We start from the raw sequence: 23,244 nt of genomic DNA, 5'->3' as shown, positions 1-23,244 counted from the left end.
TAATTAAGTTTAGTAAATTTCATCGTTAATTAATTTCTTAATGTACCCTATCATCATTCTCTCATAAAATTAATACCCGTCATTTATTTAATCTATTACTATTAACAATTCTCAATCAGTCTGATTCCATAACATCTTCATTATTGCAGTACACATATACTAATAATTAGCGATCGCTGTGCCAGTTGCGTAAGTCCTGATTTATACTATGATGTGGTTTAAGCACTACATAATACAATACCTACTGTACACGAGTACTTATAAATTGTTCCCATATTAAATCGCCCATATAATCTGAGGATTTATATAAATATTAAATATCTCAGTTATTACTTACTAATTACTTACTAATTACTTACTAATTACTTACTAATTACCTAATGCTTATCCATGACACCTTTTGGACATTATGGGGGCAGAATAATGATCGTCTCTATTATTGTTGCATCAAATGGCTAGGTAATGCTGACGATGCTGAAGACGCACTTAGTCAAGCAATGCTTAAAGCTCAACAGAAAACTAATAATCATAGAATTGAAGGTAAAAAAATGAAAGCATGGTTATATAAATTAACCTATCATGTTTGTATGGATATACGTAAAAAACGCGATCGCAAGATGGAATATAGAGATCCTTGGGAACTTCTGACTTATCAAAAAGAGCAAAACCCAGTTCTTCTTGCACAGCAAGAAGAACTGGAAAAATTTTTTGACCTTTGCATAGACGAGTTACCCCCTAGACTAAAGGAAACATTTATTTTGCACTTTAAAGAAGAACTATCATATCGAGAAATTGCAGAAAAGTTAAAGATTTCTCACGATAATGTCCGTAAGCGCATTTCCCAAACGCGGATAATTTTAAATAGAAATTGGCCAAGCAGAATTATCAGGGGAAATTAAAACCCTAGAAGAGAAACTATCAGGGGAAATTAAAACCCTAGATGGAAAACTATCAGGGGAAATTAAAACCTTAGAAGAGAAAGTTATTGGTATTGATAAAAGACTAGATAACCAAGAATTTATTAATCGTGGAGTTCTAGTAGCAGTAATTATAGCCTTAATTAGTGGAGTAGTGAAACTATTCGGCTTTTTTCCCACTGGGAAAATTTGATCAGATACCGGACTTCTTTAAGATACCGGACTTCTTAAAGAAGTCCGGTATCTAGTTGGGTAAAATAGTAAAATAACCGCAGCTATTTGTATTATCCATAAAATAACTATCACCCACCAAAATATATGACAACCAACCCACCAACTCTCACTTATACCCTGGAAGAAATACTATCTCGTTTAGATCAAAAAATAGAGAAGCAATTTGCTGAAGTTAACCAAAAGTTTGCTGAAGTTAGCCAAAAAATGGATAAACAAGCTGCTGAAGTAAATCAAAAGTTTGCTGAAGTTAGCCAAAAAATGGATAAGCAAGCTGCTGAAGTAAATCAAAAATTTGCTGAAGTGAATCAAAAATTTGCTGAAGTTAACAAAAAACTAGAAACCATTGATAGTAGACTCAATAAACTAGAAATTGGCCAAGCAGAATTATCAGGGGAAATTAAAACCCTAGAAGAGAAACTATCAGGAGAAATTAAAACCCTAGACGAAAAAGTTATTGGTATTGATAAAAGACTAGATAACCAAGAATTTATTAATCGCGGAGTTCTAGTAGCAGTAATTATAGCCTTAATTAGTGGAGTAGTCAAACTATTCGGCTTTTTTCCCACTGGAAAAATTTGATCAGATACCGGACTTCTTAAAGATACCGGACTTCTTTAAGAAGTCCGGTATCTAGTTGGGTAAAATAGTAAAATGACCGAAGCTATTTGTATTATCCATAAAATAACTATCACCAAATCACCAAAATATATGACAACCAATCCACGGATACAAAACTCAGGTTTGATTTTTAAAAATATGAAAAGAACAATTGCAAAAATTTTGCCCTTATTCTGCTGGTTTACCCTTGGTTTTACTCCTATGGTAGCCTACGGTCAATTATCTGTTTTTCCTTTAACAATTCAACGTCAAGCACAATCAGGACAAGCTAGGGGAGTGATTAACATTTTTAATAATTCCAATAAACCCTATCAAGCTAGAGTTTCCTCGTCACCCTTCACTTATAATCGGGAAGGACTGCAAGTTTTACAATCTAGTCCCAATGACTTAACACCCTATTTAACATTTTCACCCCGTGAATTAGTTATTGCACCGGGACAAAAACGTTCAATTCGGTTTAATGCTAGGCTACTTCCTAGTTTACCCCAGGGAGAATATAGAGCTATGTTTTCTGTGGAAGAACTTGAAGATAATAGTTCTAATTCAGGCGGTAATTTACAAAATCAGGTTTCTATTACTGTGAATATAGCAGCAACAATATATGTAATTAATGGTGATTTTTTTCCCAAACTGGCAGTTAAAAAAGCGTTTTACGATGGAAATAAAAAGCAGATTAAATTATTAGTTGATAATACAGGTGAAGCTACAACCCGCGCTAAAACTGAGTGGAATTTAAGTCAAGATGGAAAAACAGTTAATTCGGGTAAGGTAGAAGAAACTACTGTTATTGCTAAAGGTGAAAGGTATATTGAAATATCCTATCTACTCCCCCAAGGAGAAACTTTGACACCTGGTAATTACCAACTGTCAGGAAAACTATTTTGGAATGCTAAAAAGCCAGAAAATTTACCCTTTAATGTTAATTTCACCGTGTCCCCAGAAGACATCAAAAAATAACTGCTGAAAAATTGCTGATTGCTGATTTTATATGATTTTATAATTTTTATAATTTTTATAATTTTTGTGTTGAATTTTTATGTTGCCAGATTTCTTACCTCTTAATTCCTATCAACAACCTGTTTTAAATTCATCTGATCAGATTGTTGATCATTCCATGAATCAGGTTAAAGTTCTCTCATATTCTCCAGAACTAAAAAGTAATGAAACACTAACTTTTAGTTTATTCAATTCATCAGTAAATAATATCAACCAGTGGGAATTTTTATATTCATATCCCCAACACAAGTTAGATCAAACCATAAGTTTTAGTACATCAGGAATTATGCAAAACAAAACCCAATTAGGTGTAATTCATGAATTACCCCTACAGGATAATAAGGGTTTAAACTATATGTTGCACCATTCCTATGCATCCGCAAATTATATTAATAAAAATTATATTAATAAAAATTATATTAATATAACTAATAAAATTACTCAATCCCCTGATTATCGTAACCAAAAACCAGAAGAAAAATCACCCCAATTTTTTATTCTACCAATAGGAATTAATATTGGTGAGCGTAATATTTTAGAATCTTCCCTTGTTAGAGGTTATGAAGATGGAGCAAAAGCTGTTAATTTCACTGATTGGTTAGTGACATTTAAAGATGTAACTACAGCATTAAATTTAACCGTCACTAATTTACCCAATGGACAAATAGAAGTAACTGGAGTTGGTTTAGTTAAACGTATTAACCCCCAAGAATTAACCATAGATCCCGAATTAGGGGTAGTGATATCTATTGCTAAAATTGAGGAATTATTAGGGGTTAAATCTCAATTTGATATCACAGATTATTCAATTGTATTTCAGCCTCCTTGGTTAAATTTACAAGGTAAAAAAAAATCTTATTTTAGAATCCCCATCCCCAGTTATATTAAAAGGTTTACCCTTTATTAAATCTCCTAACTTCAGTTTTTCAAATATAGAACAACAAATTAATCTTAGTGGTAGTGAAAATAGTAATAAACTAACTACTCAAGGAAACTTAACAACCATGGGGACAATCTTAGGTGGAAGTTGGTTTTTAAGAATTAATCAATCAGATGTCCTGGATAATACCACTTGGAAAATTCAAGAAGGACAATATTTTAAACCTGGTGATTTTGATGATTATATTATAGGTTCTCAACCGACTTTTTGGCAAGGTCAAGGTAAAGGTGATTACTGGGGTTTTACTACTATTAAAAGATTTGGGTTTAAACCAGACAATCTTAATGGTAACACTTATTCTCCTTCTCAACGTTTACAAAGTAATACTATTAATCGTATTATTGAAGGAGCAGCAAAACCGGGAACTTTAGTACAATTAGTTTCTGGTACTGATAATACTATTTGGGGACAGGTATTAGTTGATTCCTTAGGAGTTTATCGCTTTAATAATATTCCTATTACTAATAATGGTGGGAATTATCGAGTTTTATTATATGCAAATGGACAATTAGCAAGCATCCCTGTGGAACAAAAACCGATATTTCTGAATCTTCCTGGACAGTTAACTAAAGGTACATCTAGTTTAATTGGATCTGGTGGTTTAAGTAGACAAACAAAAAGCAATGAATTATTTGGTGATTTAACTAATATTCGCGGAGGATTTGGTTATCGTTATGGTGTTTCTGATTCTTTAACTTTGGGCACAGGAATAGTTTATGATCAAGATTTACTAGGATTATTTGATATATTTTATCAACCTAATAATTTTCCCTTAAAATTGGCGGTATCAGCTTTACAAACACCAAAAAAAATCAGGTATAATGCTAATATTGATTTTATTCCTTCTGCTAAATTAAATTTGAATCTATCCAGCAATGAGCTATTTCAAAGTTTTAATTTCAATTGGAACGTAGCTAGAGGTTTGAGTATTAACAGCAGTGGTAATAACTCCAGTAATATCATTAATTTGGGTTTTAATTTTACTCAAAATATTAATAATCTATCAACTTATTCTAGTTTCAAAATTGACAATAAAGGACGATTAGATTTATCAGCTAACACTCGTTGGCGTAAATTTAATTTATCAGCTAGATCAAGTTATACTGGTTTAGGATTACAGTTAAATTATGAGGGTGATATTTTTAATTTGCCAGGAAATGAGTCTTTAACTTTAGGTTATGAAACCAATAATTCTCATAATAGGATCAATGATTTATTAACCTTAAAATGGAAATATCAATCACCATATAGTCAAATTTATAAACGTTCTATTTGGGATTTTGATCTAGGTTATGGGATAGGTTATCAAGGTAGCGGTTTTTTAGCCTCTGTTTCTACTTTTCTTATTCCTGGTTTGTCTTTACGTTTACGTTATGATGGTGTTTCTTTAACTTCTGATAGTGCTTCTTATCGCTTGGAAATTGGTTCAGCAGTTAATTTAAGTCCCATTTTTAGCCCTCGAGATACAAGATTTCAAAGTTTACGCAGTCAAGGCGGAATTTTTATACAGCCATTTTTAGATAAGAATAATAATGGTATCAGAGATCATAATGAAGAAATTTATACTCAAGATGTTGAATTATTATTCATGCTGAATAATAAAAATATCAATCTTAACAATTCAAATATTACAAAACAAGGTATATTTGTCAGACTAGAACCTGGTATTTATCGTCTTGATTTAGATCCTGCTGGTTATCCTCTCGATTATAAACCTATTCAAATTTCTTCTGCAATAGATGTAGTTCCAGGTAGTTATACAAATGTTTCCATACCTTTTGTTGCTGCCTACACTTTAGCTGGTACTCTCACAGATTTCCAGGGAAAACCTATTGCTGATGCTAAAGTTGAAGCTATTGACAATAATACTAAATCATCAGTTTTTTCTATTACTAATAGTGCTGGTATTTTCTATTTAGAACAGTTGAAAATAGGAACATATCAAATACAAGTTAATGGTAAACCTGCTGAACCTAATACAATTACTATTAAAACAGATGATCCAACTTTAAAGGAATTAAATTTGAAGTTACCCTAGAAATTACCTTAAATTAATGTTACAGCAGATTTGAGGTAAATGAGGTACACTATCAACAGGCAAGATGCCTGTGCTACGAGGGTTTGTACACTATCAACAGGCAAGATGCCTGTGTTACGAGGGTTTGTACACTATCAACAGGCAAGATGCCTGTGTTACGAGGGTTTGTACACTATCAACAGGCAAGATGCCTGTGTTACGAGGGTTTGTACACTATCAACAGGCAAGATGCCTACATTATGGCAACGTTATATTTATCATCGTTCCGGTGGACATTTATTAGAAATTGCGGTAATTTTATTACTCGTTTCTCCATTATTAAGCTAATGTGCAGCACTCACTGTATAATTAAAAAACCTGAAGTTACAGTAGCACAAGCATCTTGCTTGTATTAATTATTCAAGTTAAAGGCACAACAGCTTAACTATCGCTGGTTTATATATGCCAGTTTTGTAAATCCTGAATGGCTTGTAAATTACAACCCAAAGTTGAGATTGATTGTTAAATAGTATCAGGATCTACACCTAAAACTCTTAGTCTTTCTGCTAATAATTGAGCGCGTTTTTCAGCTTTTTTCGCTCTTTCATCACCAGTCATTAACACATTACCATCTTGATCACACCAACGCAACCAAGTATCATTTCTACCTTCAAATTCTCCCTCCCATAAAGTTACACCTAAACCAACTTCTTCTAACCAATGATTTGTAGTTTGTACATATCTTCTAGCTTTGAGATGATAAACTGTTAAAACCTGATCTCCTAACTGTAAATTAGGATCATAAACAACATAATGATAAACCCGCATTTTTTCATAAATTTGTAGTTTTTTACCTAGTTCTTCTCCTTCTTGGTTAGAAACTATTTCTATTGCTACTTCTGGAACTTTACCAAATTTCCAAACTAGATAACAACGGTTTTGTTTTTGCCACCAATTTTGCGGAGTTTCTACATCAAAACTCACAAAAACATCAGGAACTATGGCAGGTTCTCCATAAGTATGATAAACTCCCACATTAGCTTCAGCTAAAAAAACTTGGTTCTCTAGGGAACTGTACAGAGAACCCACTAATAAACGTTGTTGCTTGGCAGATGCAAGATTATCCACTGGTGTATCATCTTCTGTAATTAGTAAGTTGACATCTGGTACATCGCAATTATCAATATCTTTGATTAAAAGTTGCTCAACCATGATTTCATTCACTATTTAATAATTGGATAAGTTGATCTTAGCAAATTATAAGGAAGTTTTCTAAAATTTGCTAAGAATATATTCTACTTTCCTTCCTTGGGTTTAAGAACTAATATCATATCCATATTAGTTACTGATTTATTAGGACTGTTAGCAGTAATTCCTAAACCACGAATAGATGTTAAAATTGCCTTATTTTCTGGTGTTAAAGATTGACTTTGTGCTGTAATTTTATCCAAAACACTGGTCATTTTATCCATGTCTAAATAGAAATATCCACCATTTGGTTTTCGTAAAGCACTGCTAATAGTTTTAAAATTTTCTGTCTGATCTAAAGATTGTCCTTTACGATTAATTAATGTTTCTCCCACAGGTCCACCTAAGGACAAAAATACAGTTTTATCATCTAACCAACCATGAGATATTAAAGCACCTTGTTGGGGAATTTGCCACTCGGTAATTTCTTTACCATCTACATTTTTTTGCGCTACATTCAATCTTTGTGATTTGGCAATATCATCAAATTTACTTAATGTAGATTCTGCTGTTTTGCGATCGCTCGTATCAAATATTAACGCTCCTCCAAATCCTACATTCGCCAATAATCCTTGATTAGATTGTACCGCACCAATGCCAAATTCTCCATCCATCCACCCAAAAATATCTTTATCTACATCCAAATTCACCAATTTTAATTGTCCCCTCACTTGTTCTATTGTTTGATTTAATTCCGGTGCATCTTTGGACTGTTCTACAAAATTTTGCCAACCTTTATTTATGGCTTTTCCCGTTACTATGGCAAATGTTTCTTGAGGAAATTGTCCTAAAATTTTACCAGGAGTATTTTCATAGCTAATTTTATTCAATTGGGGATCTAAATTTACTGTAGCTTTAAATCTTAACCCTAAATTATCTACCCCTACTCCTGCAACTAAGGACTTAAATTGTTTCACTTGTGATGGTAATTGTTTATTAGGAGAATTTCCCCCCAATTTTGCTAACATATTTCCATAATCAGGAATATAAATTTGAGCTAAACTATTTTCTACATCTGCACCTTTATTGAGAATTTCGCTTGCTCCTGTTTTACCCGCAAAAGATCCTCCTCCTTTATAGGTATCAATGGCTTTTTCTACCACTGGTTTCTCTGCTGATATCAATAAATTACTATTATCTAAAATTGTTGTATATGTCGCTCCTGCTTTCGTTTTACTAGCAATGATTTTCTGTCCTTTATAATCTGTTTCCTCTGTTTTAATCTCCTTTTGTTGTTTTAATTTACTGGCAAAATTCAAGGCACTTAATTTATCTTTAATTCCCACTATTAACAAAACATTTGTTGGTGAAGATGCACCTACATTTAACTGCGATGTTTTAGCTATTTCTGGAGGTAATACCGCAATCATTATCCCCCCTACCCAGGGTTTTATATCAGATTCGTAGGAAATTTTGTCATTATTTAATATTTGTTGTAAAGATGTTTCTAACTTTTTACTCACTATTTGTTGCGCTTTGGGATTGCCAAACTTTTGTAATTTATTCCAAGATTCAGCATTAGTATTAATATAAGTGGCCATTAATGCTGTTTCTGGTACTAATTTCGCTTTCCCTAAAGGTGTAGAAGTATCTCCACTTCCTTTGAAAAATACATAAGCAGCAATACCTACTGTTAAAACTACAGCAGTACCAGTCACAGTAATTAGAAATGATGATTGTTTGTTTTCAGACATGATTAACCTCAGTTGTGGAAATTTTCTTATACCTTAAAATGTGTCAAAGTGGCTAAGTGGGTAATTTTAGTATCCATGAACCAATTTTTTGATAAAAGACTGATTGATTTTACAAATTTGCTTCACATCAGACACACTAGATAATTAACTATAAACGGTATTTACCGTGATGGTAATATCTATGTTCTATTTTCTTAATGATTTTTTAATGCTGCATTAGCCATAATTTGACTAGGTTTACTGGTAGAATTACGACTTTGCTTCACTAAAAATACTTCAATAATCAGAAAACAGATTCCGTAAATATTTATAATCCTAATTTAGCGGTGAGGAGTAAGAAATCACAAACATCAACAAACATAAAAGTGTAGTCAAATTAGCGACTACAAGATATTCTTAGTAAATCATTGTTACTGGATTAGTAACTATTGATCCCAGATCAAAACCACTAGATAAGTCCAGCAATTATCAACAACTACAAATCATGTTTATACTAACCAAAATTACGTACTTAGATAAATAAACCTTGATTTTATGTTGATTTTTAATTATTAGCGGGATTTTGATTGTGGTTTTCTTGTAGCGAATTATATTTGCTCATCATGCTGTTATAGAATGGAAAGGTTAAAAATAATCAATGTCACAGTCAATTTCACAATCAATGTCACAATTTTATTTTGATATCGAAAAAAACGGCAATCAACGCTTTGAGTTACCAGGAGCAAAACCACATTATAATCCTGATAGACCAGGACAAGTGGAACATATTTTTCTTGATATCTGTTTAGATATTACTGAACACCGTTGTTATGGAAGTTGTAATATTAATTTATCTCCTATTCGTAATGGTATAGATAGATTAGTATTGGATGCCGTTAATCTCCATATAGAATCTGTAAAAGTAGATGATATTGAGCAAAAGTTTGATTATGACGGAAAACAACTGTGTATTTATCTGTCAGACTTAACCAAAGTTGGTAAAAACTTATTATTGGCGATCGCTTATGCCGCAGAAAATCCAGAACGCGGTATTTACTTTATCACACCAGATGCACATTATCCCCATAAACCTACTCAAGTGTGGACTCAAGGGGAAGATGAAGACTCTCGTTTTTGGTTTCCCTGTTTTGACTATCCTGGCCAATTATCAACTTCAGAAATTCGTGTTCGCGTTCCCAAACCATTAATAGCAGTTTCTAATGGAGAATTAATTAATACAATTTATGATAAAACTCATATAACCTATCATTGGCTGCAACAGCAAGTACATCCTACTTATTTAATTACCTTAGCGGTGAGTGATTTTGCAGTAATAACGGATCATTGGGAAGGCAAACCTGTTACTTACTATGTAGAAAAGGGTAGAGAAGCAGACGCAAAGCGCACCATGGGCAAAACTCCCCAAATGATTGCATATTTGAGCGAAAAGTATGGTTATCCTTATCCTTACCCCAAATATGCCCAAGTTTGTGTAGATGACTTCATTTTTGGAGGAATGGAAAATACTTCCACTACTTTACTCACAGATCGTTGTTTATTGGATGAAAAAGCAGCACTGGATAACCGCAATACAGAAAGTTTAGTAGTGCATGAATTAGCGCATCAATGGTTTGGTGATTTAATAGTTATAAAACATTGGTCTCATGCTTGGATTAAGGAAGGCATGGCTTCCTATTCAGAGGTTATGTGGACTGAGAAAGAGTATGGTAATCAGGCCGCAGCTTATTATCGTTTGAATGATGCTAGGAATTATATCAGTGAAGATAGTGGACGTTATCGTAGACCAATGGTAACTCATGTTTATCGCGCTGCTATTGAACTTTATGATCGTCATACTTATGAAAAAGGTTCATGTATTTATCATCTTATCCGAGCAGAATTAGGTGATGATTTATTTTGGCAAGCAATTCAAACTTTTGTCAGAGATAATGCCCATAAAACTGTAGAAACGATAGACTTATTGAGAGCTATTGAAAAAGCTACAGGTAGAAATCTGACTTTCTTATTTGATCAATATGTCTATCGTGGTGGCCATCCTGACTTTAAACTGGGTTATAGTTGGGATAATGATGCTAATTTGGCTAAGGTGACTGTTACCCAAACTCAAGTTAAAAAGGATAATCAAGATATTTTTGATCTGAAAATTCCCATCGGTTTTGGATATAAGCATAATCCCACTTTGACGACTTTTACCGTGAGAATACATGAAAAGGAACAAAGTTTTTACTTCCCACTGGCGCAAAAACCTGATTTTATTAGTTTTGATGTGGGTAATCATTACTTAAAAACAGTGAATTTGGAATATCCAGTTACAGAATTAAAAGCACAGTTAGAATTTGATCCTGATCCGATTTCTCGTATTTATGCGGCAGAGGCTTTGGCGAAAAAAGGCGGTTTAGAAGCTGTAAAAGCACTAACATCGGCCTTGAAACATGATGAATTTTGGGGAGTACGAGTAGAAGTTGCCAAACAATTAGCTGATATTAAGTTAGATCAGGCTGTGGATGGTCTATGGACAGGGTTAGAAGATGCTAGTCCCTTTGTGAGACGGGCGGTAATTAATGCTTTAACTCAAGTTAAAACCCATGCTAGTTATAAAGCTGTGAAAAAATTTGTACAAGATGGTGATACTAGTTATTATGTAGAATCTGCCGCTTGTTATGCTATTGGAGCGATCGCTGCTGGTAATTTAACAGATAAACCCCATGAGGAAAAAGTGATTAAATTACTGAAATCTGTGTTAGAAGAAAGAGCAGGCTGGAATGAAGTAGTCAGAAGTGGAGCGATCGCTGGTTTAGCAGAATTTAAGACTTCAGAAGTAGCGCTAGAGATAATTTTGCAATACACCAAAGCAGGAGTACCGCAACCCCTCAGACTTGCAGCAATACGCGCATTAGGGAAAATTTCCACAGGCCAAACTCCTCTGCAAATAGAAAAAGTGTTAAACCGTTTAAAAGAATTGTGTGGAGAAACCTTCTTTTTAACCCAGGTAGCGGTGTTAACTGCTTTAGGACGGATGGAAACGCCTAAAGCCATAGCTATATTACAATCTTTAGGTAATCAAAGCACTGATGGTAGAGTTAAGCGTTATGTAGAGGAAGAAATTGCCAAAGTACAGAAAAACATCGGTGCGGATAAGAGTGTACGTCAATTAAGGGAAGAAATAGATCAACTTAAACAACAAAATCAGGAATTGAAGAGTAGGTTAGAGAACTTAGAAGCGAAAGCCAAATAGTATATAGTATTATAGGCGTCTTGCCAGTAATTGATGATACTGAAATATCCCCGACTTTTTCAAGAAGTCGAGGATATGAACTAGCAGATATTCTAAGTGTATTGTTGGATGCGATCGCCAAAACAGAGAATAGATTCCTGGTCGCAGAAAAGTTTGTACTTTTATAAAGTATAATTAAAAAAAAGATAAAAAAATCTAGTACAGTAGGGCGAAAGTCAAAAGTCAAAAGTCAAAAGTAAAAATAAATAGTAAGTAATCTTTTCCAATATTTGAAATGATTACTTTATTTAAGCCAAATTATACTAGTGAAATAGGCTATATTCTTCCTCAATTGTACTAGATATGCTTAAAAAATTCCTAGTCTAAAAATCATGTAGTCTAGGAAAAATCATTATGTAAATTATAGAAATTGAGAGGCAAAGAAAGCGTGGGAGAATATAAATCTGCTCATAAAAAGCAGTATAATCCAGAACAAATAGCTCGTTATTTTCGCTACCGACCTTGGTTAGTATGGGGAAGATTAATCAGAATAATTTTCTCATTTGCGTGGTTTATTTTGAGTTTACAATGGGATGAATGGCAAAACCAAGTAGAAGAGAAAAAAGGAAAACGTGCTAATCAACTAAGGCAGTTATTAACCAAACTTGGGCCGACATTTATCAAAGTTGGTCAAGCATTATCTACCCGTCCTGATCTAATTCGTAAAGACTTCTTAGAAGAATTAGTTAAACTACAGGATCAACTACCACCATTTGATAATATACTAGCCTATCAAATAGTAGAAAAAGAACTAAAAAGACCCATAGATGAAATATTCTGTGAACTATCACCTAAACCTATAGCAGCAGCTAGTTTAGGACAAGTATATCGTGGTCGTTTAGTTAGTGGAGAAGAAATAGCATTAAAAGTACAACGTCCCCACTTACTACCAATTTTAACAAAAGACTTATATCTCATGCGTTGGGGGGCAACTTGGTTAGGTTCTTGGTTGCCACTGAATCTTGGTCATGATTTAACATTAATAGTAGACGAATTTGGTAAAAAACTATTTGAAGAAATTGACTATATCAACGAAGGTAAAAACGCCGAAAAATTCGCCCATAATTTTCGCAATGATCCTCAAGTAAAAGTTCCAGAAATTTACTGGAATTATAGTACAAATTGCGTTTTAACACTAGAATGGATTGATGGTTTCAAACTTACAGATACAGAGAATATTCGTCTTACTGGTTTAGATCCAGAAACAGTAATTCAAATTGGAGTTACCACAGGATTACAACAACTATTAGAACATGGATTTTTCCATGCAGATCCCCATCCAGGAAACTTATTTGCTATGGCAGATGGCCGCATGGCATATATAGATTTTGGTATGATGGATCAACTAGAAGAATTTACTAAAGAAACCCTAGTAGATGCTTTGGTACATTTAGTAAATAAAGACTATAGTTATTTAGCAGAGGATTTTGTCAAGTTAGGATTTTTGAGTCCTAATACCAATATTACCCCGATTATTCCCGCCTTGGAATCTGTTTTAGGCAATGCCATTGATAAAAATGTTGGGGACTTTAATTTTAGAACAATAACCGATGAATTTTCGGAATTGATGTATGATTATCCGTTCCGAGTTCCGGCCAAATTTGCCTTAATTATTAGGTCATTAGTGACTCAAGAAGGAATTGCTTTGAGTCTAAATCCTAACTTCAAAATTGTAGAAGTGGCCTATCCTTATGTAGCGAGAAGATTATTAACAGGAGAATCTCCAGCATTAAGAAGAAGGTTAATAAATGTGCTGTTTAAAGATGGTAAATTCCAATGGCAAAGATTAGAAAACTTGATTTGTATTGCCCGTACAGACAGTCAGTTTGATGTTTTACCAACGGCAAAAATGGGATTAGAATATTTACTATCAGAAGAAGGTAAATTTCTCCGTCGTCAACTTGTATTAGCATTAACAGAGGATGATCGCTTGCATACAGAAGAAATACAAAGATTGTGGGATTTAGTCAAAGATGATTTGCCCCCAAATCGTTTATTAAATGTGGCAATTAGTCTATTAACAGATTTCTCTAAAGAAAGTGTTACAGCTATGCTACCAAGATAGTTGAATTACAAGATCCCCGACTTCTTGAATAAGTCGGGGATCTGTGATTATTTACCCTACAGAAATCACTTGTTTGATAGATAAATTATCTGCGGCGTTTAAAACTTCTTTTCTTGCCCATTGATCTGCTGCTAAAATGTCATCTAAACAGGGATTTTGTGTATGATCAATTTTATGGCGATCGCACACTAATTCTATTAACCGAGGAATGTCCAAAAATCCTATTTTCTCATCTAAAAATAACGCCACCGCTTGTTCATTAGCTGCATTTAAAACTGCTGTCATTGAACCACCTGCATTACCAGCAGCATAAGCCAAACCCATACAAGGATACTTTTGATGATCTGGTTCACGGAATGTTAAATCACCTGATTTTACCAAATTCAATCTTGGCCAATCTGTGTAAATTCTTTCAGGCCAAGACATAGCATAAAGTAATGGTAAACGCATATCTGGCCAACCTAATTGGGCTAAAACTGAAGTATCCTGTAACTCAATTAAGGAGTGAATAATACTTTGGGGATGAATCACAATTTCAATATTATCATAATCCATGCCAAAGAGATAATGGGCTTCAATTACCTCTAAACCCTTATTCATTAAAGTAGCAGAATCTACGGTAATTTTCTTACCCATAGACCAATTAGGATGTTTTAGCGCGTCCGCAACTTTAACCTGTGCTAACTTTTCTACAGGCCAATCACGGAAAGCACCACCGGAAGCAGTTAATAAAATCTTCCGTAAACCCTGCGGAGGAACACCTTGAAGACATTGGAAAATGGCTGAATGTTCAGAATCTGCAGGCAACAATTTTACACCATGTTTTTCTACTAACGGTAAAACTACGGGTCCGCCAGCAATGAGAGTTTCTTTGTTAGCTAAAGCAATATCTTTACCTGCTTCAATTGCAGCAATGGTAGGTAATAAACCTGCACAACCAACAATACCAGTTACGACACTTTGAGAATCGCCATAACGAGCAACTTCAATAACTCCCGCTTCTCCAGCAAGTAAAATAGGTTGGGGATGGATGTCCGCAATAGCTTCTTGAAGTGCGAATAATTTTTGAGGATCGGAAATAGCAGCTATTTCTGGGCGAAATTGGCGAATTTGCGCCGCAAATAATTCTACATTACGTCCAGCAGCTAAACCAACAATGCGAAATTTATCGGGATGTTCAGCAACGATATCTAATGTCTGTGTACCGATAGAACCAGTAGAACCAAGAAGAGTTATAGCTTTCACAGGATTTTCAGAATATTTTAAGAATTGACAGATACTTTTAACTATAAATTGTCGAGGATACAAAGATGCGGTTTTTTTGCTGGTTATACAAGTCTGCTATATCTTTTTTCATTACTAAGTATTACAATAAACATAGGAGTGAAAATGAATGTAGGGACAATTCATGAATTATCCCTAGAAGGGTTTCAAATCATGCACATTGAATTAATTACCACAAAATGTCTATTAGACATCTTGTGGTAATTATTGTGGAGACATTCTATAGAACGTCTCTATAAGGGTTGCAGAAAACGCTTATGTAATTTTCACTCCTATGTCTAATGCTGCTGACAATGATATACACGAGTAAACAAGAATATTTAATCTTTTTTATACTCAACTTCATCATCAAGAAACGGTAATTTAGTATTTGTAAAGATAATGATACATAATAATATTTATGTACTTGAATAAGTGATAATCAAAACATAGTTTTCAGTGTCACCTATCACCTATTGCCTGAATTTTCTCACATTCACGGTTAGTTACATAGTGACGATAACGAAACATTGCTTCTAACTGTGCTTGTATTAACCAACCACTGAGAAACTCTATAGTGTCTCCACCTGGTAATATGTAGGAAATGCGATCGCTTAATCTAGTTTTACCATTTTCTGGTGTAAATTCGTGGCGATGTACCCAATACTCAAACGGACCTGATATTTGTTCATCAGTAAAAAACTGATTTTTCTCATAGTTAGTATGACGCGCTAACCAAGTTAGAGGTACAGGTCCAAGAAAGAGTCGAAACTCTGTAATTGCACCTGTATATAGTCCTCCTTCTCTTCTAATTACCTGTACAGGTTGCCAAGGAGGAGTTAATAATTGCAGAATATCTGGTCTTTCATGAAACCGCCAAACTACTTCTACAGGTCCATTAATAATTGATGAATGTTCAAAATGCAGCATAGACAGAAACCCTAAACTTTATCTCATGACTTCACTATATAGCTTTCTTTTGGTGAATAGCGCAGAAAATAGCTGATAATCAAACTTTACTAGGACTTACACCAGTGTCACACCAAAAATCTGTTCTACAGTGCGTCACCTCTCAAGAATCTGTTTACTGACATGATTTATGCTATCTGACGCACCTTAAAGACTGATCAATTGATTATTCTGATTATTCAATATTTTATATTTTATCAACTAGTTGATCTTATTAACATATCGTAATTTTACTAATATCTGAAATTTAATTGTTACTAAAATTACTGTAGTCCCAGCATCTTGCTTGCATCTATTATCCAAATTAAAAGCACAACAGCTTAGTAGAGTGTGTCAGAGTCAATCATTTATTTGCTTGATTAATACTGTCTGACACACCCGAAAATACCTGAAAATAGATGTTTAGGAGATATTGATGATGACACTGGTACAACTTCTGTCTTTAACCAAACCAATTTGATGTTTGACAACCAGGTTCAACGGTTTCAGATAAGCGATCGCTAATCAATTGTGCCTTATCTCGCATAATTACAGCTATACCTTGATGAATTAACTTTTGTAAATGTAGTTTTTGTTCTAAAGGTTGTCGTGGTAATTTAGGTGTTGAGTAACTAACTTCACGCTGATCTTCCCCTAGTATCTGACTAATGGGAGTATAAAAGCAAGGAAGACGATGAATCACAAAAGTAATCAGGTCTTGACGCAGATCAGCAATAGCAAAGGCCTGTTGATAAGGTTGATATGGGTATGTATCTAAAACACTATCAATTTCACCTATCACTGATTCGTATGTTAATTTAACTACCGTATTCATATTTTATGAACTCCGACATTTTGCAGTTATGTACTCAAGATGGCGTTTATTTCCATAATAATTATTATGACAAATTTATTTTCTTCTCAAGAAAAACTACACAAAACGCAGTAATAACTATTGGGGATCAACCTATATGGAGATAGAAAAATTTAGATCATGTTAAATTTATGTAAAATAATTGTAAAATAATTGTCCTGTTAGACTCTCATCATAATTTACATTACTTAAGGTAGAATTAATTAAACATTAAATATTCCTATTTACTTATTTCTCTTGTTTACCCCTAAATATCTTGTAAAGGTTTGTCTATGTGTATAGTTTTGTCTATAAAATTATTAGCTAGGAAATAGATCATATCAGCATTAAGATTGATAACAACATTCCACTCAAGATAAACCATTGGAGGAACGTCAATTGGATGAACTAAGAACAGCTTTAGAAATAGCGACAGAACAGGAATTACAAGACCTAACCACAATTCTGTTTAGTCGTAAATTCAACCCCTTAGATTATCTGCACACACCAGAACCCATAGAAGTACAAAGCCAAAATCGTCAAGCCTGGTTAAACGCTATAGAAGAAAGGTTTCGCTTTTTAGCGGCTGATGGCTTGACAGTATTAAGAGGACGTACAGAACAAGTAACCTATCGTCAAGCGATAATTCAAGTATGCAAACATTTAAAAATACCATACTCTCAAGAATTAGAAACAATAGATTTAGAAGCAGAAGTATTTTTACATTTGTTAGGTAAAATGTGGAAAAAATTACCAGAAACAGAAAAGCAGAAAATCACAGTACAGATAGAAAATCATTTATTAACATCAAACTTACAAGCATCCATGCCATTATTTTTGCAAAAAGATCCTTTAGGTTTAATTTTTAAAGGGGGTAGTGCATTAGCAATAACTTCTGTAGTGCGACCATTTATTTTACAACAAATAGCCAGACAATTTGCCATACATTTTGCCAATTATCAAATAGCACAACAAGCAGCAATTACAGGAACACAAATAGCAAGTAAACAATTTCAAAACTATGTAACCCTAGAAATGTCCCGTCGAGGAATGACATTAACTGCTGCAAGATATGGGGCTGTACGCAGTGTATTTGCTATCATTAGTCCAATAATGTGGGGTTGGTTTTTAGCTGACTTAGGATGGAGGACAATTGCTACAAATTATGGGAGAATAATTCCGACAATCTTTACTTTAGCCCAAATTCGTCTAACTCGTACAGAAGATTGGGAATTTGCTTAAAATAGCAATATAAACATTACTTGAAACAGAAATTGAGACAGAAATTGAAACATAACTATTATCATCCTAATCCTAGTTTACAAACTCCTTGGAATTATCTACAATTGGGATTATTAACATTTCCTATTAGTCCATTTGTAGGGGGGTTATCTATTGTAGCAGCATCACTAATTACATGGAAAAAACAATATCATATCATTAGCGATAGCCCACTTCACAAAGCATTTGGTATTCTCAGCATCTTATTAATTATAACCACCTTATTTGCCCAAAAACCATTAGAAGCAGCTTTAGGTTTATGGAACTTCTTACCATTTTTCCTATTTTTCATGGGACTAACTCCCCTCATTGCTACCCCTAACCAAATGCGGCAAATTTCCTGGATCATGGTCTTAGGATCATGGCCAATTTTAATCATGGGTTTTGGGCAACTATTCCTAAATTGGCACTTTAAATTCCAATTTTTGTGGATAGTTATAGAGTGGATCATCGCAAAAGGTGGAGAACCAGTAGGTAGAATGGCAGCTAATTTCATGCACGCAAATACATTAGCAGCTTATTTAGTCACAATATTTATTTTAGGATTAGGTTTATGTTTAGAAAGTTATCAAAAACCTAAAATACCTGTAATTATCTATTTACATATATCTGTTATTTGCACATTTATCGCCTTAATTTTAACCAATTCTCGTAACGGTTGGGGAATAGCAATTATCACCTGTTTAGCATATAGTTTATATCAAGGTTGGCGGTTGATATTTAGTGGTTTAATGACCATAATAACCAGTATTTTACTAGCAGCTTATGGACCACTACCCATTGCCCAAATTCTCAGAAAAGTAGTTCCTTACTTTATTTGGGCCAGGTTAAACGATCAAATGTATGCTAATAGACCAGTGGAATTAATGCGAAAAACCCAATGGGAATTTGCCTGGAACTTAACCCAGCAACATCCTTTAACTGGCACAGGTTTACGCAGTTTTTCAGAATTATATAAACAGAAAATGGACATCAGTTTAGGTCATCCCCATAACCTATTTTTAATGTTATCATCAGAAACAGGATTAATTACCACTGCATTATTTTGTGGCTTATTAATTTCGATCCTAGTAATGGCTTGTAAACTGTTGAGTAGGTCTAAATATATTAAACCAGAAAATAGATTAATCTTCTTTAGTTATCTCTTAGCTTTTCTAGCTTGGATATTATTTAATACCGTAGATATCACAACTTTTGATATTCGGTTAAATACTCTATCTTGGGTATTTATCGGTGCATTATGTGGAGTATCATATAGGAATTTAGTAATAGGTGATTGGTCATAACTGAGATATTGTTGTAAATTGTCAGAGGATGTTTGTCAAGTCTAATTGTTATATCAAGATCCCCCTGTTTTTTAAGGAGGATGTAGGGGGATAAAAAACTTTATGATACATAAACTAACTACTTTGAAAATATCCTCTAAAAGATACGTTTTCCCTAAACTACCAACATTAGATACAATAAATTTGTTGATTATCAAAAAATTATGCCCACTACAACAGACTTTTTACAATACTCTCAATGGTCAGGAATTGCTACCTTAATATTCGCAGTCTTAGCAATTGTAGCCCTTATCTTTAAATGGGGTTTTCGGTTTCGGTTAGTGGGTGCAACAGGCTTTATGATAGTCCTCACAGCAGGATTATTTTCCCTGTCTTTAGTGCCTTTAAGTCGTACCGTTATACCTGGTGCTGTTAAATATACCTTAGTCTATGATAACAGTTCCACACAAACAGTGATCGCTACCACACCACAAATTACCCCCACAGAAGTAGAAGCTACCTTACGTCAAGCCGCTAGTAACCTTTATTCTTATGGACGTTTGGGGACAAAAGGTAATAATGAAATGACAGTGAGGTTACGTACCGTCATTCATCCAGAACCAGGTTTATCTGTACCTTTATATTTAGGACAGATTAAAAGAACTTTAGCCAGCAGGGAAGATAATAATATGGTTGTAGAACTTTATTTAGATAAAATAGCCCAATTATCACAACCAACAACATAAGAGTGCAGGGTGTTTTTTTGAATGTAGAGACGTTCTAGGTAACGTCTCTACAAGGGTTTCAGCCGTAAAACTTTTACAAATCTCCTCGTGGTATACTATGATTATAGTATTAAGGTCGAAATTATGTTAAGGAAGAATGTTGTACGTGCTAGTTCTACCGCACTTTTGTACTTCGCTGCAATAATGCGCGAAATAAAACAGGACTTACGCAAATGGAACATTGGTAGGGTGTGTTTCGACAAACTCACCAACCACGTCAGACAGTATAAATCATGTAAATAACCAAATTATTGATATTTGACGCACCCTACAACAGATTTTTAGTGTGACACTTGCGTAAGTCATACAAAATTTATACTGCTATTATTACTAGATTTAGCAGTGCTAAACCTCTACGGATAGGCAGGAAATGACATATAAAACTTTCCTCTAAGATAACCAATATTGCCACCAGGACAAACATATTTTAACGGTTGTGAGGACAAGCGATCGCTTAACAACTGCATACTCTTAACCTGTCTTGGCCAATGAAACGTTTTAGAAGTCCGTAATAAGGTAGGTTGTCCTTGTGGATCAGGAACTAAGTGACGACCGGAAAATAATATACCTTCTAAATCAGAGTAATATAAACAAGATGAACCAGGAGAATGGCCAGGAGTCCAAATTACCTGAATTTTGTCACCAATCAGCAAATGATCACGAAAAGTGGTAACATCTACACCAGGTAATAAATAGGCTTCCTGTTCCTGGATGAGAATTGGACAATGGAAAAATTTCTGAAATTCCCCAGCTTTACCAATAGCTGTACGATGGGTAATAAATAACCATGTTATCCCCCCAGCAGCAGTTATAAACTCTTGATTAATCTCTTCTAATGCTGGACAATCTATGAGAATATTACCCTGATTCGTCACCAAGAAATAAGAAGTTCCTCCCAAAGTATCCCGATTAGGAGAGAAAGCAAAAACTTGATTGGTTGCATTAGGTGTATAATCAGAAGAAGAATGTTCTGCGGTGGGGGCGACTTCAAAAAGGACGGCACGTGGAGGTTTAGTAGTAGAACTAACTGGTTGAGTGGTAGCAAACATAAATTCAATGATTTTGGATGTTGGGATTTTTGATTTGTTTTATTTATAATAGTCGTATGAGAACATCCTATGATCATAAATAAAACTCATGCAATATAGACAGTCAAGAACTTTTAACTCTCTTATCTGTCAAACAGGTTATAAAAATATCGTCAAAATTATAGTGAAAATATGGAATATTTATTTCTCCTATTATTGGGGTCAATTACTTACATCATGGTGCATTTCAGTGTAGGACGTGCCACCAGAACACCTGTATGGTTATTATGGTTAGTGTTAATGATCCCAGCCATAATATTAACAGGTTGGACAACAATCTATGGATCAAAAAACCTACCTTCATCACAATTCATCTTGCTGATCTCCTTAGGTTGTATGATGTTATATTGGGTTCTATTTCAATGGGGTCGTCTATTACCTAGAGATTCATCAAATCCTTCCCAAACTCAATTAAATCAATCAACAATACAAGAAGGATCATCTGATAATTCTACAGCAGAACCACTACCAGTTAGACCAATTGATAGTGCAGAAGAAAAAATGTTAAGAGATTGCTTTCCTTGGTCTATCTATTATATTCAGAACATTGAATATAAACCCCAAGCAGTTATTTGTTATGGTCATTTAAGAACATTAGCAGGTCCTGCATATCAACAAATTAAGGATAATATTGAAGGAAAATTTGGCGATCGCTTTTTACTCATTTTTCAAGAAGACCTAAATGCCAAACCGTTTTTTGTCCTAGTTCCTAACCCCCAAGCAGCAAAACAGCATCCACAAGATAAATCAGCAAAAGTTAATCAGATTATCTTGCCGCTTACCCTATTATTTCTGACATTATTTACTACTACCTTAGTAGGAATAAGAATAGCAGGGGTAGACATGAAAAACTTCAACAATGATCTGCATAATAATCTTAATATTTTACAGCAAGGACTACCCTATGCTTTAGGACTAATTACAATTTTAGGTGTTCATGAATTAGGACATTACCTCACTGCTAAATTTTATAAAATTAAGGCTACACTACCATATTTTATCCCTGTTCCCTTCTTCTTAGGCACATTTGGGGCATTTATTAAAATACGTAGTCCTATGCCAAATCGTAAAGTTTTATTTGATATCAGTATTGCTGGTCCGTTAGCAGGTTTTCTAGCGACTTTACCCTTATTAATTTGGGGTTTATCCCATTCACAAATAGTGGAATTACCCGCAAAAAACGGTTTATTAGATCCTAATGCCCTTAATCCAAAATATTCTATTTTATTGGCTATAATTGCTAAGTTAGTTTGGGGAAATCAACTGACATCACAAACAGGAATTGATTTACATCCCTTAGCAATTGCAGGATTATTAGGATTAATTGTCACAGCATTGAATTTAATGCCTGTAGGACAATTAGATGGAGGTCATATTGTTCATGCAATGTTTGGACAAAGAACAGCCGTTGTTATTGGACAAATTGCCAGAATATTATTATTGTTATTGTCTTTTATTCAAGAGGAGTTTTTGCTATGGGCAATTATTCTATTATTTGTTCCTTTAATTGATGAACCTGCCCTTAATGATGTCAGTGAATTGGATAATGGCCGCGATATTTTAGGATTAATATCCATAGCGTTGTTATTACTAATTGTCTTACCTCTTCCCAAAACCTTCGCTCATTTATTACATATGGGATAATTAATAATTGACCAAAAATCTGGGATACAAGCCCCGTCCTTGACGGCTTTTCTTGATTTTTAATATACTCCTTTAATATTTCTCATGGCGCACCACCTACAGAAATGGCAAAAT

The 23,244-nt window shown here is 34.1% G+C and carries 17 protein-coding genes; 11 read left to right on the top strand and 6 right to left on the bottom strand.

Features of this window, described 5'->3' with window-relative positions; genetic code table 11:
- Window positions 1–380: 380 nt before the first annotated feature.
- The 5 genes from H6F32_RS18355 to H6F32_RS18335 all read left to right on the top strand — a co-directional run bounded on the left by H6F32_RS18355 (window position 381) and on the right by H6F32_RS18335 (window position 5,743).
- On the top strand, window positions 381–899 hold the full coding sequence (locus tag H6F32_RS18355; RefSeq protein ID WP_190370733.1) for an RNA polymerase sigma factor: 519 nt from the start codon (window positions 381–383) through the stop codon (window positions 897–899).
- Window positions 900–1,235: 336 nt separating this feature from the next.
- Window positions 1,236–1,730, top strand: a complete 495-nt coding sequence (locus tag H6F32_RS18350) for a DUF4164 domain-containing protein (RefSeq protein WP_190370732.1) — start codon at window positions 1,236–1,238, stop codon at window positions 1,728–1,730.
- Window positions 1,731–1,907: 177 nt separating this feature from the next.
- Window positions 1,908–2,726, top strand: coding sequence for a P pilus assembly protein, chaperone PapD (locus H6F32_RS18345; protein WP_190370731.1), 819 nt, complete (start codon window positions 1,908–1,910; stop codon window positions 2,724–2,726).
- Window positions 2,727–2,805: 79 nt separating this feature from the next.
- The gene (locus H6F32_RS18340; protein WP_190370730.1) at window positions 2,806–3,672 is read left to right on the top strand and encodes a hypothetical protein; all 867 of its coding nucleotides are present in this window, start codon (window positions 2,806–2,808) and stop codon (window positions 3,670–3,672) included.
- A 97-nt stretch (window positions 3,673–3,769) separates the two neighbouring features.
- Entirely contained in the window at window positions 3,770–5,743 is a 1,974-nt protein-coding gene (locus tag H6F32_RS18335) for a carboxypeptidase-like regulatory domain-containing protein (RefSeq protein ID WP_190370729.1), read from the top strand.
- A gap of 501 nt (window positions 5,744–6,244) precedes the next feature.
- Here H6F32_RS18335 and H6F32_RS18325 read toward each other — a convergent pair.
- Together H6F32_RS18325 and H6F32_RS18320 are read right to left on the bottom strand one after the other, a co-directional pair.
- Window positions 6,245–6,934, bottom strand: coding sequence for a Uma2 family endonuclease (locus tag H6F32_RS18325; RefSeq protein ID WP_190370728.1), 690 nt, complete (start codon window positions 6,932–6,934; stop codon window positions 6,245–6,247).
- Window positions 6,935–7,017: 83 nt separating this feature from the next.
- Window positions 7,018–8,664: a DUF3352 domain-containing protein gene (locus tag H6F32_RS18320; RefSeq protein ID WP_190370727.1), complete on the bottom strand. Its 1,647-nt coding sequence runs from the start codon at window positions 8,662–8,664 to the stop codon at window positions 7,018–7,020.
- A 661-nt stretch (window positions 8,665–9,325) separates the two neighbouring features.
- On the opposite strand from H6F32_RS18320, the gene H6F32_RS18315 reads away from it, so the two are divergent.
- Together H6F32_RS18315 and H6F32_RS18310 are read left to right on the top strand one after the other, a co-directional pair.
- Window positions 9,326–11,899, top strand: a complete 2,574-nt coding sequence (locus H6F32_RS18315) for a M1 family metallopeptidase (RefSeq protein WP_190370726.1) — start codon at window positions 9,326–9,328, stop codon at window positions 11,897–11,899.
- Window positions 11,900–12,308: 409 nt separating this feature from the next.
- Complete coding sequence (locus H6F32_RS18310) at window positions 12,309–14,003, top strand: AarF/ABC1/UbiB kinase family protein (RefSeq protein WP_199294629.1); 1,695 nt, start codon at window positions 12,309–12,311, stop codon at window positions 14,001–14,003.
- 51 nt (window positions 14,004–14,054) lie between these two features.
- On the opposite strand, the gene dxr is transcribed toward H6F32_RS18310, so the two are convergent.
- The 3 genes from dxr to H6F32_RS18295 form a co-directional block, all read right to left on the bottom strand.
- Complete coding sequence (gene dxr / locus H6F32_RS18305) at window positions 14,055–15,248, bottom strand: 1-deoxy-D-xylulose-5-phosphate reductoisomerase (RefSeq protein ID WP_190370725.1); 1,194 nt, start codon at window positions 15,246–15,248, stop codon at window positions 14,055–14,057.
- A 480-nt stretch (window positions 15,249–15,728) separates the two neighbouring features.
- On the bottom strand, window positions 15,729–16,196 hold the full coding sequence (locus H6F32_RS18300) for an SRPBCC family protein (protein WP_190370724.1): 468 nt from the start codon (window positions 16,194–16,196) through the stop codon (window positions 15,729–15,731).
- A 481-nt stretch (window positions 16,197–16,677) separates the two neighbouring features.
- On the bottom strand, window positions 16,678–17,049 hold the full coding sequence (locus H6F32_RS18295; protein WP_190370723.1) for a hypothetical protein: 372 nt from the start codon (window positions 17,047–17,049) through the stop codon (window positions 16,678–16,680).
- A gap of 417 nt (window positions 17,050–17,466) precedes the next feature.
- Between H6F32_RS18295 and H6F32_RS18290 the strand changes: the two genes are divergently transcribed.
- From H6F32_RS18290 to H6F32_RS18280, 3 genes are all read left to right on the top strand, one after another.
- Complete coding sequence (locus tag H6F32_RS18290) at window positions 17,467–18,309, top strand: YaaW family protein (protein WP_190370734.1); 843 nt, start codon at window positions 17,467–17,469, stop codon at window positions 18,307–18,309.
- A gap of 44 nt (window positions 18,310–18,353) precedes the next feature.
- Window positions 18,354–19,634 carry an O-antigen ligase gene (locus tag H6F32_RS18285; RefSeq protein ID WP_190370722.1) on the top strand — a complete coding sequence of 427 codons (1,281 nt, stop codon included), beginning with the start codon at window positions 18,354–18,356 and terminating at the stop codon, window positions 19,632–19,634.
- A 203-nt stretch (window positions 19,635–19,837) separates the two neighbouring features.
- A complete protein-coding gene (locus H6F32_RS18280) occupies window positions 19,838–20,359 on the top strand; it encodes a Ycf51 family protein (protein ID WP_190370721.1) in 522 nt (173 codons plus the stop codon).
- Window positions 20,360–20,751: 392 nt separating this feature from the next.
- Here the strand turns inward: H6F32_RS18280 and H6F32_RS18275 are convergent, their stop codons facing one another.
- A complete protein-coding gene (locus H6F32_RS18275) occupies window positions 20,752–21,447 on the bottom strand; it encodes an MBL fold metallo-hydrolase (protein WP_190370720.1) in 696 nt (231 codons plus the stop codon).
- Between the two features lie 171 nt (window positions 21,448–21,618).
- Here H6F32_RS18275 and H6F32_RS18270 point away from each other — a divergent pair, with 171 nt between their 5' ends.
- Window positions 21,619–23,130, top strand: a complete 1,512-nt coding sequence (locus H6F32_RS18270; protein WP_190370719.1) for a site-2 protease family protein — start codon at window positions 21,619–21,621, stop codon at window positions 23,128–23,130.
- Window positions 23,131–23,244 lie beyond the last annotated feature (114 nt).

Source organism: Anabaena sp. FACHB-1237, assembly GCF_014696225.1.
GTDB lineage: Bacteria > Cyanobacteriota > Cyanobacteriia > Cyanobacteriales > Nostocaceae > FACHB-1237.
This window is presented reverse-complemented; position numbering and strand designations above follow the sequence as displayed.